Raw genomic sequence first — 15,238 nt, 5'->3', positions numbered from 1 at the left:
GGTTCATCAATGCTGCGGACGGTCGTCCGCGCCCTTCCCATCACTCTCCGCATCCGCCTCGAACAGATGCATCAGGTCCGCACGCGCATCGCGCGAGGTCTGGATCACCGCCGCTTCGTCGTCGTAGACCAGGTACTGATCGCGCAGGAGTTTTTCGTCGTGCTCGCGGAAGCGCTGCACATGGCTGCGTGCGGTCTCCACCGACATGCCCAGCGCGATCAGCATCCGTTCGCTCAGTTCCAGGCTGGTGCCGAACACCTCGCGGAACGGCTCGGCGGACATGTCCATCAGCCGCCACGCATGCTGGCGGTTGCGTGCGCGCACCAGCACCACCGCATCCGGATACATGCGCCGGATCAGCCGCGTGGCCCGCATGTTGGCGTCCGGATCATCCAGCGTGACCACGTACACGCGGATGTGTTCGCCACCTGCGGCGCGCAGCATCTCCGGTCGGGTCGGGTCGCCGTAATAGAGTTTGTTGCCGAACCGGCGCAGGTCCGAGACCGTGTCCGGGTTCGACTCCAGCGCCACGAAGGGAATCTTCTGCGCGGTCAGCAGGCGCGCCACCACCTGGCCGAAGCGGCCCATGCCGGCGATCATCACCTGCGGCTGTACATCGTCGATGTCGACCTTGTCAGCGGGCTGGACGGGGGCCTTGGGTCCCTCGTCGCGACCCAGCAGGCGGATCAGGACGATCATCAGCAGCGGTGTGATCGCCATCGACAGACCCACGATCGCCACCAGCCGATCATGGTTGGCGCTGCCCAGCAGATGCGCGCGCTGCGCCTCGTTGAACACCACGAAGGCGAACTCGCCGCCCAGCCACAGCACGCTGCCCAGCAGTACCGCATGGCGGGTACGCAGCTTGGCCAGCTTGCCGATCCCGAACAGGAGGCCGAACTTCACCACCAGCAGGATCGCCACGCCGGCGGCGATCATCATCGGCTCGGCGATGATGCGGTCCAGGTCGATGCCCATGCCCACTGCGATGAAGAACAGGCCGAGCAGCAGGCCCTTGAACGGCTCGATCTGCGATTCCAGTTCGTGCCGGAATTCCGAATCGGACAACAGCACGCCGGCCAGGAACGCGCCGAGGCTGGGGCTCAGGCCGGCCTCCTGCATGAACCACGCGGTGCCCAGCACCACCAGCAGCGCAGTGGCGGTGAATACTTCGGGGCTGCGTGTACGCGCGATGATGTTGAACAACCGGCGCAGCACCGGCCGGCCGCACAGGATCACCACCGCCAGCGCGCCGATCGCGATCGCCACGTCGTTCCACTGCAGGGTGTCGTTGCGCGCACCGCCCAGCAGCGGAATCGCGGCCAGCAATGGGATCGCGATCAGGTCCTGGAACAGCAGGATCGCAAACCCGAGCCGCCCGTAATCGCTGTTGATCGCCTTGTGCTCGGACAGCAGCTGCAGACCGACCGCCGTGGAGGACAGCGCCAGCGCGATGCCGACGATCAACGCACTCTTCCACTGGAAATGATCGAGCATCAGCAGGCTGCCGAGCACGAGGGCGCTGAGCGCCACCTGCAGCGCGCCGGCCCCGAACACCGAGCGGCGCATCACCTTCAGGCGGGCGGGGGACAACTCCAGCCCGATCACGAACAGCAGCATCACCACGCCGATCTCGGCGGCGCTGAGGATGCGGTCGGCGTCCTGCACGAAGCCCAGCCCATCGGGGCCGAGCACCACGCCGGCGGCGAGGTAGCCGAGCACCGCGCCCAGGCCGAGCTTCTTGAACACCGGCACCGCGATCACCGCGGCCAGCAGCAGCACCAGGGCCAGCTCGAGCGCGCCGCTATGCATGGGAGAACCTGCTCATGGGATCGTGTGCCGTGCGGGTGGAAAGCCTCCCCGGGGCAGCCGGGGCCCGTGGCCGGGGCCACGCGCCATTATGCGGCCGCGATGCCGGCCGAAGGCCACTGTTACCCGAACGGCGCGCTCCCCAAGGGTTGACCTGCGTCACACCCGGGTCCAGACTGCCCGCCGCTGCTGGCGTCCGCCGTCGGCAGTAAACCCATCCGGAGTCCCCAACCCATGTCCAGCGACAGTAGAAGTCGACCTTGCTCGACGCCAGCGATGGCGACCGCCTGACACGGGTCGGTTCGCCAGCGTTGGCGTCGCGCAATGCGATCCCCACAGGCGAATACGATGAACCAGAAAGACCTGCTGCGCCCGGTGGCCGATGCCGCCTCCTTGAGCGCACCCCTCGATAATTTCAACACCGCCGATGCGGTGGAATTCCTCAACACGCTGAGCCTGTCGCGCGCCGCCGATACGCTGGCCGCGCTGCCGTTGCCGCGCGCGGTGAAGATGCTCGAGCAGCCCGAGCTCAACCGCGGTGGCGATCTGGTGGCGGCCATGCCGGTCGCCCGCGCCGCCGCCCTGCTCGGCCTGATGGCCGATGACCGCGCCACCGACATCGTCCACGAGCTGGACGAGGACGAGCGCGCGCGCCTGATCCCGCTGCTCAGCCCCGAGGCCCGCAAGGCGATCCAGCAGCTGCTCAGCTACCCGGCCCACACCGCCGGCGCCCTGATGACCACCGAGTTCGTCAGCGTGCCCTCGGACTGGACGGTGGGCCGCACCCTGCAGCACATCCGCGAGGTGGAGCGCACCCGCGAGACCGTCTACGCGATCTACGTGCTGGACCCGCATACCCGTGCGCTGGTGCAGGTCGTCACCATGCGCCGGTTGATCACCGGGCTGCCCGAGGAGCCCATCCTCGACGTCGCCCAGGTCAATCCGCCGGTGACGGTGGATGTGCAGCTGGACCAGGAAGAAGTCGCGCAGCTGATCCGCCGCCACGACCTGCTCGCGATCCCGGTGGTGGATGCGCAGCACCATGTGCTGGGCATCGTCACGGTGGACGACATCCTCGATGCCCTGATCGAAGAATCCACCGAGGACGTGCACAAGTTCGGCGGCATGGAAGCACTGGAAAAGCCGTACATGCAGATCGGCTTCTTCGAGATGCTGCGCAAGCGTGCCGGCTGGCTGAGCGTGCTGTTCCTGGGCGAGATGCTGACCGCCAGCGCGATGCAGCACTACGAAGACGAGCTGGCGCGCGCGGTGGTGCTGACGCTGTTCATTCCGCTGATCATGAGCTCGGGCGGCAACTCCGGCTCGCAGGCGACCTCGCTGCTGATCCGCAGCCTGGCCCTGCGCGAGCTGCGCCTGCGCGACTGGTGGAAGGTGGCCTTGCGCGAGGTGCCGACCGGCATCACCCTGGGCGCGATCCTGGGCGTGCTGGCGATCATCCGCATCGTCTCCTGGCAGCTGCTGGGCCTGCATGACTACGGCGACCATTGGCAGCTGCTGGCACTGACCATCGGCGCGGCCCTGGTCGGTATCGTCACCTTCGGCTCGCTGTCCGGCTCGATGCTGCCCTTCATCCTCAAGCGCCTGGGCTTCGACCCGGCCAGCGCCTCGGCCCCGTTCGTGGCCACGCTGGTGGACGTCACCGGCCTGGTCATCTACTTCAGCATCGCCGCGATGATCCTGCGCGGCACCCTGCTTTAACAGGGACGGGGGTGGTTAATAACCACCCCCGTCCCTGTTACTGTCTGGTCGCATGAGCACCTACCACCTGCAAGCCGTCTTCCGCCCGCAGTCGGTCGCCGTGATCGGCGGCAGCCCGCGTGAACGTTCCGCCGGCCGGGCGGTGATGCGCAACCTGCGCGGCACCGGCTTCCCCGGCAAGGTCGCCTGGATCAACCCGCGGTACAGCGAGATCGACGGGATCCGCACCGTGAAGCGGCTCAAGGACCTGGATTGGGTGCCCGAGCTGGTGGTGATCACCGCCCCGGCCAGCATCGTGCCGCAGGTGGTGGCCACCGCCGCCGAGCGCGGCGTCAGCGCGGCGATCATCCTCACTGCCAACCTGGGCGAGGGCCCGGGCTCGCTGGCCGCACAGGTGGAAGCGGCGGCACGGCCCAAGGGCCTGCGCATACTCGGTCCGCACTGCCTGGGCGTGATCGCCCCGCACGCGCGCTTGAACGCCAGCATCGCCGCGCATTTCCCGCAGGCCGGCGATCTGGCCCTGATCTCCGAATCCAGCGCGATCGCCGCGGCCCTGGTGGAGTGGGGCGTGGCACGCTCGGTCGGTTTTTCCGCCGTGGTCTCGCTGGGTGACACCCTGGATGTCGACTTCGGCGATCTGCTCGACTACTTCGCCACCGATTACCGCACCCGCGCGATCCTGCTCTACGTCGAGCACATCCGTGACGCGCGCAAGTTCATGTCGGCCGCGCGCGCCGCGGCGCGTGCCAAGCCGGTGGTGGTGGTCAAGTCCGGCCGTCATATCCGCATCAATCCCGATGCCGATACCCACGTACAGGCGCTGGCCAGTGCCGACGCGGTGTATGGCGCAGCGTTCAACCGCGCCGGCCTGCTGCGCGTCAGCGCGCTGGACGAACTGTTCACCGCGGCCGAAACGCTGGGCCGGCTCGGCACCTTTCCCGGGCGCCGGCTGGCGATCCTGAGCAACGGCGGCGGGGTAGGGCGGCTGGCGGTGGATCAGCTGCTGGCCCTGCGCGGCAGCCTGGCCGAGCTGTCGCCGGCCACCGTCGCCCAGCTCGATGCGGTGCTGCCGCAGGGCTGGTCGCGCAGCAATCCGGTCGACATCGTGGTCGATGCCGACGGCGACCGCTACGCTGCGGCGATCGAAGCGCTGATGTCCGATACCGAGAACGACGCGGTCCTGGTGGTCAACGTGCCGACCGCGTTCACCTCCTCGGCCGATGCCGCGCAGGCGCTGACCCGCACGCTGGGCCTGCGCCCGCGCCATCACCGCGACAAGCCGGTGTTCGCGGTGTGGCTGGGCAACGACGACCGCGCCACCGCCACGCTCAATGCCGCGCGTGTGCCGACCTACCCGACCGAAGCCGAGGCCGTGCGCGGCTTCCAGCATCTGGTGCGCTACCGTGACGCGCAGGCCGCGTTGATGGAAACCCCGCCCAGCCTGCCCGAGGATTTCGTGGTCGATACCGCCGGCGCCCGCGCGCTGGTGGAGGCTGCGCTTGCCGCCGGCCAGCAGTGGCTGGACCCGATCGCTACCCACCAGCTGCTGAGCGCCTATGGCATTCCGTCCGCACCGGTGATGCAGGCACGGGATGCGCACGAGGCGATGGACCTGGCCCAGCCGCTGCTGGAGCAGGGCGCCACGGTCGCGATCAAGGTGTTCTCGGCCGATATTCCGCACAAATCCGATGTGGACGGGGTGCGCTTGAACCTCAGCACCCTGCAGTCGGTGCATGCGGCGGCCACCTCGATCATCGCGCGTGCGCACGAGAAACGGCCCGATGCGCGTATCGATGGCGTGCTGGTGCAGCCGACCATCGTGCGGCCCAAGGCCCGCGAGCTGATCGCCGGCATCGCCGACGACCCGACCTTCGGCCCGGTGGTCGTGTTCGGCCGCGGCGGCACCGCGGTCGAAGTGATCGATGACAAGGCCATCGCCCTGCCGCCGCTGGACCTGCGCTTGTCGCATGAACTGATCGGCCGCACGCGGGTCTCACGCATCCTCAAGGCGTACCGCGATGTCCCGGCCGCCGACGAACGTGCAGTCGCGCTGATCCTGGTCAAGCTTGCCCAGCTTGCCGCCGACATTCCCGAGATCCGCACGCTCGACATCAATCCGCTGCTGGCCGACCGCGATGGTGTGATCGCACTCGATGCGCGCGTGGCGATCGAACCCTCGCGCAAACTGCACAAGGGCCGCGGCCACCCGCGCTTCGCGGTATTTCCGTACCCGAAGGAGTGGGAGCGCACCATTACCCTGTCCGACGGTGCGCCGGCGTTCGTACGTCCGGTCCGCCCCGAGGATGACGCGCTGTTCCGCGCGTTCTTCGCCCGCGTGACCGACGACGACCTGCGCCTGCGCTTCTTCCAGTCGGTGAAGCATTTCAGCCACGAGTTCATCGCACGCCTGACCCAGCTCGACTACGCGCGCTCCATCGCGCTGGTGGCGATCGACCCGCGCAGCGGCGACATGCTCGGCGCGGTGCGGCTGCACGCCGATGCGGACTACGACCGTGGCGAGTACGGCATCCTGATCCGCTCGGACCTCAAGGGCCACGGCATCGGCTGGAGGCTGATGGCGATCATGATCGAGTACGCCCAGTGGCTCGGCCTGAACATCATTGAAGGCCAGGTGCTGCGCGAAAACAGCACCATGCTGGCGATGTGCCAGAGCTTGGGCTTCAAGACGCGACTGGACCCGGACGATTCGACGGTGATGGTGGTGACGCTGCCGGTGCAGGATGTGCAGGTCCCGCAGGCGCCCGATCCTGCAACGCACTGAGCCGATCGCGGTACGACGTGTGCACGTTGGCGGAGCGACAATACGGCATGACCGATCGCCTCCCCCTGCTGCTGCTCCCCGGCCTGCTCAACGACGCTGAACTCTGGCGCGCGCAGATCGCCGACCTGTCCGATATCGCCGACTGCATCGTCGGCGACCAGACCCGTGGTGAGACGATGCAGGCGGTGGTCGATGACGTGCTGGCCCAGGCACCGGCGCGTTTCGCGCTGGCCGGTTTCTCGCTGGGTGGGTTCGTGGCGCAGGCGATCCTGCGCACCGCGCCGGAACGCGTTCTGCGGCTGGCCCTGATCGATACCTCTATCCATGCCGACTCGCCCGAGCGTGCCAGGCAACGCCAGACCCAGCAGGCCAGCGTGCGCCTGCCCGGAAAATTCCACGGCTTCGGCGATACGTTGATGCGCAGCTACATCGACGCCTCGCGGCTGGATGACGATGTGCTGGTGCAGCGCGTACGCGACATGACCGCGCGGCTGGGTGCGGAGGTGTTCCTGCGCCAGAGCGCCCTGGATCGGGTGGATGGCCACGACGTGCTGGCCGGGTACCGCGATCCACTGTTGGTCGTGTGTGGTGCGAACGACCGCATCACCCCGCTGGCGATCAGCGAGGAGATGCATGCGCTGGTGCCGCACTCGCACCTGGTGGTGCTGCCCGACTGCGGGCATCTGGCCCCGATGGAGAAGCCGGACGAGGTCAGCGCCGCAATGCGGGACTGGTTGCGGTGATACCGGCCAGCGGCCGGCGCTTCCCGATGATGCGCACGTCGTTGATCGGGCGCTGGCTCTTCCGGTAGGTGCCGACCGTTGGTCGGCACGCACCCACCCACGCCCGACCAACCCTCGGACCCTGCCGATCAATCCCAGGCTGGCGCGATCGCTTCCGGATTGGCCAGGCGATGCCCGCGATCCAGCGTGGCGATCTGCGCCATGTCCTCATTGCTCAAACGCAGGTCGGCCGCGAGCAGGTTGCCGGCCAGGTTGTCGCGCTTGGTCGAGGACGGAATCACCGCAAAGCCCTGCTGCAACGCCCACGCCAGCGCGACCTGGGCCGGGGTGGCCTGGTGACGCTCGGCGATGGCCTGGATGACCGGGTCCTTGAGTACTTCGCCGTAGGCCAGGCTCATGTACGCGGTGACATGGATGCCCTGGTCCTTCAGGAACGCGATCAACGCGCGGTTCTGCAGGTACGGGTGGACTTCGATCTGGTTGGTGGCAATCGCCCCGGCCCCCAGGATCTCGATGGCCTGGCGGGTCTGGGCGACGGTGAAGTTGGAGATGCCGATCTGCCGGGTCAGGCCCTGCGACTTCGCCTCGGCCAATGCACCCAGATACTCGGCCATCGGCACGGCATCCTTCGGCGAGGGCCAGTGGATCAGGGTCAGCTCGACATGGTCGGTGCGCAGCTTGCGCAGGCTCTCGCGCAGGCTGTCCAGCAGCGCGTCGTGGTGGAAGTTGGCGATCCAGATCTTGGTGGTGATGAACAGCTCATCGCGTGCCACGCCGGATTCGGCGATGGCCTGGCCGACCTCTGCCTCGTTCTCGTAGATCTGCGCGGTATCGATGGCGCGGTAGCCGACGTCCAGCGCGTTGCGCACCGAATCGATGACGGTCTGGCCTTTCAGTCGGAACGTGCCGAGGCCGAATGCGGGAATGCTCATGGAAACTCCTTCATGGGGTGAGGTGCAGGCTACGCCGTGCACCGTAAAGCGACGGTAGAGCCGACCGTGGGTCGGCTGTGGTTGCATGGAACGAATCGTTGGTCGTCTGTCAGGTGGAGCCGACCGTTGGTCGGCTGCTGTCACGGGTCCGCGACCGGAATCCCTCAATGCGCACTCACGGCGATGCCTTCGGCGCGGTCGGCCACCCCATCGCGGCGGTCCAGGCGGCCGCTCAACGCGGTCAGGCCGAAGGCGCCCATCACCACCAGCGCGCCCAGCCACGGGGTGTGCATCAGGCCGAAGTGATCGACCACCAGGCCACCCAGTGAAGCACCGAGCGCGATGCCGACGTTGAAGGCGGCGATGTTCAGGCCCGAGGCCACATCGGCGGCCTGCGGAGCGAAACGCTGTGCCTGTTTGACCACATACACCTGCAGCCCCGGCACGTTGCCGAACGCCACCGCGCCCAGCGCCAGCACGGTCAGCAGCACCAGCCAGGTGTTGTAGGCGGTGAAGGTAAGCACGAACAGCACGGCCGCCAGCAGGGCGAAGATCAGCTTCAGTGCCGGGATCGGACCGCGGCGGTCGGCCAGGCGGCCGCCCCACAGGTTGCCGATCGCCACCGACACGCCATAGACCAGCAGCACGCCGCTGACCGCATTGGCCGAGAAACCGGTGACGTCCTGCAGGATCGACGCCAGGTAGGTGAACGACAGGAAGGTGCCGCCGTAGCCGAGCGCGGTGATCGCATACACCAGCAGCAGGCGCGGCTGCGCCAGCACCGACAGCTGCTGGCCGAAGGTCGCCGGCGCGCTGCGCTGCAGGTTGCGTGGCACGAACAGCAGGCTGCCGATCAGCGCGATCACGCCCAGCGCGGCCACCGCGAGGAAGGTCGCACGCCAGCCCAGGTGCTGGCCGATGAAGGTGCCCAGCGGCACGCCGGTGACCAGGGCCACGGTGAGGCCGGTGAACATGATCGCGATCGCCCTGGCCGCTTTCTCCTTGGGCACGACCGAGGTGGCGATGATCGAGCCGATCGAGAAGAACACGCCGTGCGCCAGGCCGGTGAGCACGCGCGCGACGATCAGCGAGCCATAGCCCGGCGCCATCCAGGCGATCACGTTGCCGAGCGTGAACAGCAGCATCAGCGCGACCAGCAGGGTCTTGCGCGGCACCCGGCCGGTCAGCGCGGTGAGGACCGGGGCACCGACCGCCACGCCCAGTGCGTACAGCGACACCAGCAGGCCGGCCGAGGGCAGGGTGACGCCGAGGTCGGCGGCGATCGTCGGAATCAGGCCGACGATGACGAATTCAGTCGTGCCGATGGCGTACGCACCCAGCGTCAGCGCCAACAAGGCCAAAGGGATACCACGGGACATGGACGGATACCGGTGGGAAGTGAGGCTGCGCAGTCTGCGCGCCGCATTCTTGCGGAAAAAGCGGCCTTCACGCCAATCACTGTTGCTTCATGGTCAATAATGGGCGGTCTCCCGCCGTGTCACCGCCATGAAAACCACCCTTGATGAAATGCAGGCCTTCATCGCCGTGATCGACAGCGGGTCGATCACCGCTGCCGCCGAACAGCTGGGCCAGACCACCTCCGGGGTCAGCCGCGCGCTGGGCCGGCTGGAAGAAAAGCTCGGCACCACCCTGCTCACGCGGACGACCCGTCGCCTTCAGCTGACCGAGGAGGGCGACGCTTTCCTGGCCCAGGCACGCGCGATCGTGGCCTCGGTGGAGGCGGCCGAAGAGCAGATCGCCGCACGCCGTGAGCGACCGGCCGGGCGCCTGCGCGTGGATGCGGCGATGCCGTTCGTCCTGCACGTGATCGCCCCGCTGGTGGCCAGCTACCGCGCGCGCTATCCCGAGGTGGCGCTGGAGCTCAACAGCAGCGAGCGCTACATCGATCTGCTGGAGCGGCGCACCGATGTGGCGATCCGGATCGGGCCGCTGGCCGATTCCACCCTGCACGCGCGGCCGCTGGCCCACAGCCGGCTGCGCGTGATGGCCAGCCCGGCATATCTGGCGCAGCACGGTACCCCGCGCGACGTGGCGGCGCTGGCGGGGCACACCCTGCTCGGCTTCAACGAGCCTGACTCGCTCAATCACTGGCCGCTGCCCGGGGCGACCGACGCGCTGCTGCACGTGCGCCCGGCGGTGGCGGTCTCCAGCGGCGAAACGCTGCGCCGGCTGGCGCTGGAAGGGGTCGGGATCGTCAGCCTGTCTGATTTCATGACCCACCGCGACCGCGAGGCCGGCGCCCTGGTGCAGGTGCTGCCGGATATCACCGTGGAGGTCCGCCAGCCGATCCACGCCGTGTACTACCGCAACACGGCGGTCTCGGCGCGGATCAGCTCCTTCCTCGATCACCTGGCGCAGGCCATGGTCGGCACGCCCTACGTCCGGTAGTGCCGGCCGCTGGCCGGCTCCCCCGCGACGCCCACTGCGTGCGGCTGCCGGCCAGCGGCCGGCACGACGGCTGCATTACGCCGCCCGCGCCAATCCGCCCATCGCACCGCGCCCGGCATCCAGCACGAACACATCCACCGCCGCGTTCAGGGCCAGCGCCTGGTCTTCCATGCTGCGCGCCGCCGCCGAAGCTTCTTCCACCAGCGCTGCGTTCTGCTGCGTGGTCTCGTCCATCTGCACCACGGTCTGGTTGACCTGCTCGATCCCGGCGGACTGTTCCTGCGAGGCGGCTGCGATGTCGGCCATGATGTCGGTGACGCGCTGCACACTGCCGACGATCTCGCCCATGGTCTGCCCGGCCTGCTTCACCAGTGCGGCGCCGCTGTCGACATCGGTGACGGATTGATCGATCAGCCCCTTGATCTCCTTGGCCGCGCTGGCCGAGCGCTGCGCCAGCGTGCGCACTTCGCTGGCGACCACCGCAAAGCCGCGGCCCTGCTCGCCGGCGCGCGCCGCTTCCACCGCAGCGTTGAGCGCAAGGATGTTTGTCTGGAACGCGATGCCGTCGATGACGCTGATGATCTCGGCGATCTGCCGCGACGAGGCCTGGATCGCCCCCATCGTGGTGACCACCTGGCCGACCACCTCACCGCCTTGCGAAGCGACCGAGGCGGCGTTGATCGAAAGCTGGTTGGCCTGGCGCGCATGCTCGGCGTTCTGGCGCACGGTGGAGGTGAGTTCCTCCATCGAGGCGGCGGTTTCTTCCAGGTTGGCGGCCTGCTGTTCGGTGCGGCGCGACAGGTCGCTGTTGCCCGCGGCGATCTCGCCGGCGGCGGTCTGGATCGACTGCGCGGCGTGCTTGATGTGGCCAACGATGGTGGTCAGCTGACCGGTGGTACGCGCCATGTCATCGCGCATGCGCGCGAACACGCCGTGGAAGTCGCCGTGCATGCGCGCGCTCAGGTCACCCCCGGCGATCGCCTGCAGCACGCGCGACACTTCGCCCAGATCCTGCTCGGTGGTCTGCATCAGGCGGTTGAGGCCGCCGACCATCTCGCCGAAGTCGTGCTGGTAGCGTGCCTCATCGCCGCGCTGGCTGAAATCGCCCACGGCCGCTGCCGCCGCCAATCGTTTGATCTCGGCATTGATCGCACCGAGGTTGGCCTTGGCGGTATCCAGCGCCTGGGTGATCACCGCCTTCTCGCCGGGCAGGCGTTCCATGTCCACCGACAGATCACCGACCGCGTAGTGGCCCATGATCTCGATCGCCCGCAGCTTCACCTGGATGTGGTTGGCGACCAGGGTGTTGGTGTCGCGGACCATCTGCCCATAGCCGCCCGGGAATGCCGTGGCGTCCATGCGGTAGCTGATTTCACCGGCGTCGTGGCGCTGGGCCATCGTCGCCTGCGCGGCCAGCACGCCCTTCAGGGTCTGGGTAACCTCGCGCATCGCGGTGCCAAGGCGACCGATCTCATCGCCGCTGCGCACCACCACCACATGCTCCAGATCGCCGCGCGCCACCGCGCGGGCCGCGGCTTCGACCGCGACCACCGGGGCGATCACCGCGCGCCGCAGCCACAGGGTGAGCACGGCCAGCAGCACCAGCGCCGCCAGCGCCGTGACCATGGCCGAGGCGACCAGCGCGGCGCGTGCGCGCTCGGAGGTTGCACTGGTCTCGTACTCGGCCCGTTCGCTGGCGCGCGCCGCCAGGGCATCCAGCGTGGCGCCCACGGCGCGGTCGGCGCCGCGCACCAGCGCGTCGCCGGCCTGGGTGTCATAGCCACTGGCCGCGAACGCCTCCAGCGCGCCGCGGTAGCGGTCCTCCAATGCGCGGTGCTCGGCCAGGAACCGGTTGGCCAGCGTGCGTGTCTGTTCATCGCGGCTGGTCGCCAGCGTGCTGGCCAGGGCTTCAATGCGGCGTCCTTCCGCATCGAACGCCGCCAGGTGGCGCTCGCGCAGCGCTTCATCGGCGCCGCGGATCAACACGTTCTTCCACTCCTGCACCTGCAGCCGGAACTCGCGCTGCAGCAGCTCGGCCTGCGCTTTGCGGGCGACCTCGACCGGCACCTCGGCCGACAGGTTCCGCCAGGCCGACCCCAGCCCGGCCAGGGCCGCCAGCACGATGATGACCAGGCCGAGCGACAGCGCGCCCAGCAGTTTGAATTGAAGACTCAGGGCGCGTGGACGCGCCGGTGCGGAGGACGTCATGAGAGATCAAAAGTAAGGAAGGGCGATGCGGTATCGGTCTGCCGGAGAAGGCCTGAAGTGCGACGCCAATCACGGTTACCGTTCCATTAAACGTTGTGACGATGGCGTGTAGATGAAATTTGCTCGCATATGGAACAAAACAGGACTGGACGCGCTAGCGATATGTAACTATTGTAGTTACATGAAATCCAGTAACCAGTTTTCCGACGCGCTGCATGTGATGGCCCATCTGGTCGGCCAGGACGGCCCGCGCACCTCCGAGCAGCTCGCGACCTGCCTGCCCACCCACCCCGTGGTCATCCGTCGCCTGCTGTCCGCCCTGCACAAGGGCGGTCTGGTGACCACGGTGCGGGGCCACGGCGGCGGCAGCCAACTGGCGCGGGCACCGGCGCAGATCACCCTGCACGACGTGTATGTCGCCATCGGTGCGCCCCCCCTGCTGCACACCGGTGCGCGCGAGACCGGGCGCGGCTGCCCGGTGCAGCGCGTGGTCAACGAGGCGCTGGACGACAGTTACCGCCAGGCCCAGGCGCTGCTCGAGGCCCGCCTGCGTGACACCACCCTGGCCACGCTGGGCGAAGAATTCGCCCGCCACCTGGCCCACCACGCTGCAGGAGTTCCCCATGACGTTTGATGCGATTGTCGTCGGCGGCAGTTTCGCCGGCCTGTCCGCGGCCCTGATCCTGGCGCGTGCGCGCCGCGAGATCCTGGTGATCGACAGCGGCCTGCCGCGCAACCGCTTCGCCGCCCATTCCCAGGGCGTGCTGGGCCAGGATGGCATCGCCGGCGCCGAGCTGCTGCGCAACGCCAAGGCGCAGCTGTTGGACTACCCGACGGTGCGCTGGGTCAACGATACGGTCAGCACGGCCCAGACGACCGTGGATGGTTTCGTGGTCGGCACCGCCAACGGTGACACCTGGGCCACGCGCAAGCTGCTGCTGGCCACCGGCATCGCCGATGAACTGCCCGAACTGCCCGGCCTGGCCGAGCGCTGGGGCCACAGCGTGGTGCACTGCCCGTACTGCCATGGCTATGAAATCGGCGGCGGCGCGATCGGCCTGCTGGGCGGGCATGAGAAATCCGCCACGATGGCCGCGTTGCTCGCGGACTGGGGCAACGTCACCCTGTTCGCGCACGGCATGACACTGGCACCGGAGGAACTCGCCGCCCTGCAGCACCGCGGGGTCGGCATCGAGCACGAGGCGGTGATCGGTCTCGAAGGGGAGGCACCGGCGCTGAGCGCTGCCGTGCTCGCCGATGGCCGCCGGGTTGAACTGCGCGCGCTGTTCGTCACCGCGCGCCAGCATATGGCGACCCCCCTGGTGGAACAGCTGGGCTGCGTGCTGGAGGACAGCCCGGTCGGCGTGCTGGTCCAGGTCGACCCGGGCAAGCAGACCAGCGTGCCCGGCATCTATGCCGCGGGCGATGCAACGCTGGTCGGCAACATCAGCCTGGCCAGTGCCGAAGGCGTGCGCGCCGGCGTCAGCCTGCACCACGCGCTGGTCGCCGAGGACAGCCGGGCCAACCGATAAGGCGAGGGCGCTCGGCCGGGCCGGAAACCGAGCGCCCGCCCCACACGGAAACAGCCGCCCTGCGGCGGCTGTCCGTCATCCATGGCGGTGGGCTCAGGCCTGTTCGGCGCTCGCCGCATCCAGCTGCTGCACTTCCTGCGCCGACAGCGCGACCTTCGCGGCGGCCAGCACATCGTTCAACTGCTCGACACTGGTGGCGCTGACGATCGGCGCGGTGATGCCCGGGCGGGCGATCAACCAGGCGATCGCGATCTGCGACGGGCTCACGCCATGCGTGCTGGCGACGTCGTCCAGTGCGCCGAGGATGCGCAGGCCACGTGGATTGACGTACTTGTCCACCACGCTCTGGCCGCGCGCGCTGCTCTTGCCCGCATCGGCGGCACTGCGGTACTTGCCGCTGAGGAAGCCGCTGGCCAGCGAGTAGTAGCTGATCACGCCGAGCTGCGCTTCGCGCACTACCGCTTCCAGCCCGGCTTCATAACCGGCGCGGTCGTACAGGTTGTACTCCGGCTGCAGCGTCTCGTAGCGGGGCAGCTTGTAATCGGCCGAGACCTTCAAGGCATCGCGCAGGCGCTCGGCGCTGTAGTTGGACGCACCGATCGCGCGCACCTTGCCCTGTTCGATCAGGCGACCGAAAGCAGCCAGCGTGGATTCGAGCGGGGTGGATTCATCATCTTCGTGCGCCTGGTACAGATCGATCACGTCGGTCTGCAGGCGGCGCAGCGAATCCTCCACGGCGGCGGTGATGTTGTCGGCCGACAGGCCCGGGTGTTCGGACCACTTGGCCACCTTGGTCGCCAGCACCACCTTGTCGCGCTTGCCGCTGTGCTTGAACCAGCGGCCCAGGATGGTTTCCGACTCGCCGCCCTGGTTACCGGGCACCCACGCCGAATAGACATCGGCGGTATCGACCAGGTTGAAGCCGGCCTCGACGAAGGCATCGAGCAGGGCGAAGGAGGTCTTCTCGTCCGCACTCCAGCCGAAGACATTGCCGCCGAAGGCGATGGGGGCGACATGGAGGCCGGAACGACCGAGTTCGCGCGTAGCAGTCATGGGTGATGTTCTCCCTGGGAATCGTTTCCACAGGATACGGCCGGGGTGGTG

The 15,238-nt window shown here is 68.3% G+C and carries 11 protein-coding genes; 6 read left to right on the top strand and 5 right to left on the bottom strand.

All coding sequences use genetic code 11. The features are described 5' to 3' along the window. Positions 1–6 precede the first annotated feature (6 nt). The gene (locus PV764_RS16680; RefSeq protein ID WP_019185478.1) at positions 7–1,812 is read right to left on the bottom strand and encodes a monovalent cation:proton antiporter-2 (CPA2) family protein; all 1,806 of its coding nucleotides are present in this window, start codon (positions 1,810–1,812) and stop codon (positions 7–9) included. A gap of 345 nt (positions 1,813–2,157) precedes the next feature. Here PV764_RS16680 and mgtE point away from each other — a divergent pair, with 345 nt between their 5' ends. Genes mgtE through PV764_RS16665 form a run of 3 tightly spaced genes read left to right on the top strand, consistent with a single transcriptional unit; the run spans position 2,158 to position 7,053 of the window. Continuing rightward, positions 2,158–3,528: a magnesium transporter gene (gene mgtE / locus PV764_RS16675; RefSeq protein ID WP_019185477.1), complete on the top strand. Its 1,371-nt coding sequence runs from the start codon at positions 2,158–2,160 to the stop codon at positions 3,526–3,528. Positions 3,529–3,580: 52 nt separating this feature from the next. After that, positions 3,581–6,310, top strand: coding sequence for a bifunctional acetate--CoA ligase family protein/GNAT family N-acetyltransferase (locus tag PV764_RS16670; protein WP_019185476.1), 2,730 nt, complete (start codon positions 3,581–3,583; stop codon positions 6,308–6,310). Between the two features lie 47 nt (positions 6,311–6,357). Beyond that, complete coding sequence (locus PV764_RS16665) at positions 6,358–7,053, top strand: alpha/beta fold hydrolase (protein WP_019185475.1); 696 nt, start codon at positions 6,358–6,360, stop codon at positions 7,051–7,053. Positions 7,054–7,181: 128 nt separating this feature from the next. Here the strand turns inward: PV764_RS16665 and dkgB are convergent, their stop codons facing one another. After that, entirely contained in the window at positions 7,182–7,985 is an 804-nt protein-coding gene (dkgB, locus tag PV764_RS16660; protein ID WP_019185474.1) for a 2,5-didehydrogluconate reductase DkgB, read from the bottom strand. 164 nt (positions 7,986–8,149) lie between these two features. Further along, on the bottom strand, positions 8,150–9,364 hold the full coding sequence (locus PV764_RS16655; RefSeq protein ID WP_421117117.1) for an MFS transporter: 1,215 nt from the start codon (positions 9,362–9,364) through the stop codon (positions 8,150–8,152). Between the two features lie 127 nt (positions 9,365–9,491). Here PV764_RS16655 and PV764_RS16650 point away from each other — a divergent pair, with 127 nt between their 5' ends. Next, positions 9,492–10,394 carry a LysR family transcriptional regulator gene (locus tag PV764_RS16650; protein WP_019185472.1) on the top strand — a complete coding sequence of 301 codons (903 nt, stop codon included), beginning with the start codon at positions 9,492–9,494 and terminating at the stop codon, positions 10,392–10,394. 75 nt (positions 10,395–10,469) lie between these two features. Here PV764_RS16650 and PV764_RS16645 read toward each other — a convergent pair whose 3' ends face one another. Beyond that, positions 10,470–12,602 (bottom strand): methyl-accepting chemotaxis protein, encoded by a 2,133-nt coding sequence (locus tag PV764_RS16645; RefSeq protein WP_421117116.1) that lies wholly within the window; start codon positions 12,600–12,602, stop codon positions 10,470–10,472. Between the two features lie 181 nt (positions 12,603–12,783). Between PV764_RS16645 and PV764_RS16640 the strand changes: the two genes are divergently transcribed. Then, a complete protein-coding gene (locus PV764_RS16640) occupies positions 12,784–13,236 on the top strand; it encodes an Rrf2 family transcriptional regulator (RefSeq protein WP_019185470.1) in 453 nt (150 codons plus the stop codon). Further along, positions 13,226–14,134: an NAD(P)/FAD-dependent oxidoreductase gene (locus PV764_RS16635; protein WP_019185469.1), complete on the top strand. Its 909-nt coding sequence runs from the start codon at positions 13,226–13,228 to the stop codon at positions 14,132–14,134. The genes PV764_RS16640 and PV764_RS16635 overlap by 11 nt, the downstream gene beginning before the upstream one ends. A 93-nt stretch (positions 14,135–14,227) precedes the next feature. On the opposite strand, the gene PV764_RS16630 is transcribed toward PV764_RS16635, so the two are convergent. Continuing rightward, a complete protein-coding gene (locus tag PV764_RS16630; RefSeq protein WP_019185468.1) occupies positions 14,228–15,187 on the bottom strand; it encodes an aldo/keto reductase in 960 nt (319 codons plus the stop codon). Positions 15,188–15,238 lie beyond the last annotated feature (51 nt).

The organism is Stenotrophomonas sp. AS1, from assembly GCF_048957655.1.
In the GTDB taxonomy this organism is placed as follows: domain Bacteria; phylum Pseudomonadota; class Gammaproteobacteria; order Xanthomonadales; family Xanthomonadaceae; genus Stenotrophomonas; species Stenotrophomonas bentonitica_A.
Note: the sequence above shows the minus strand (reverse complement) of the source record. Positions and strands in the feature narration are given on the sequence as shown.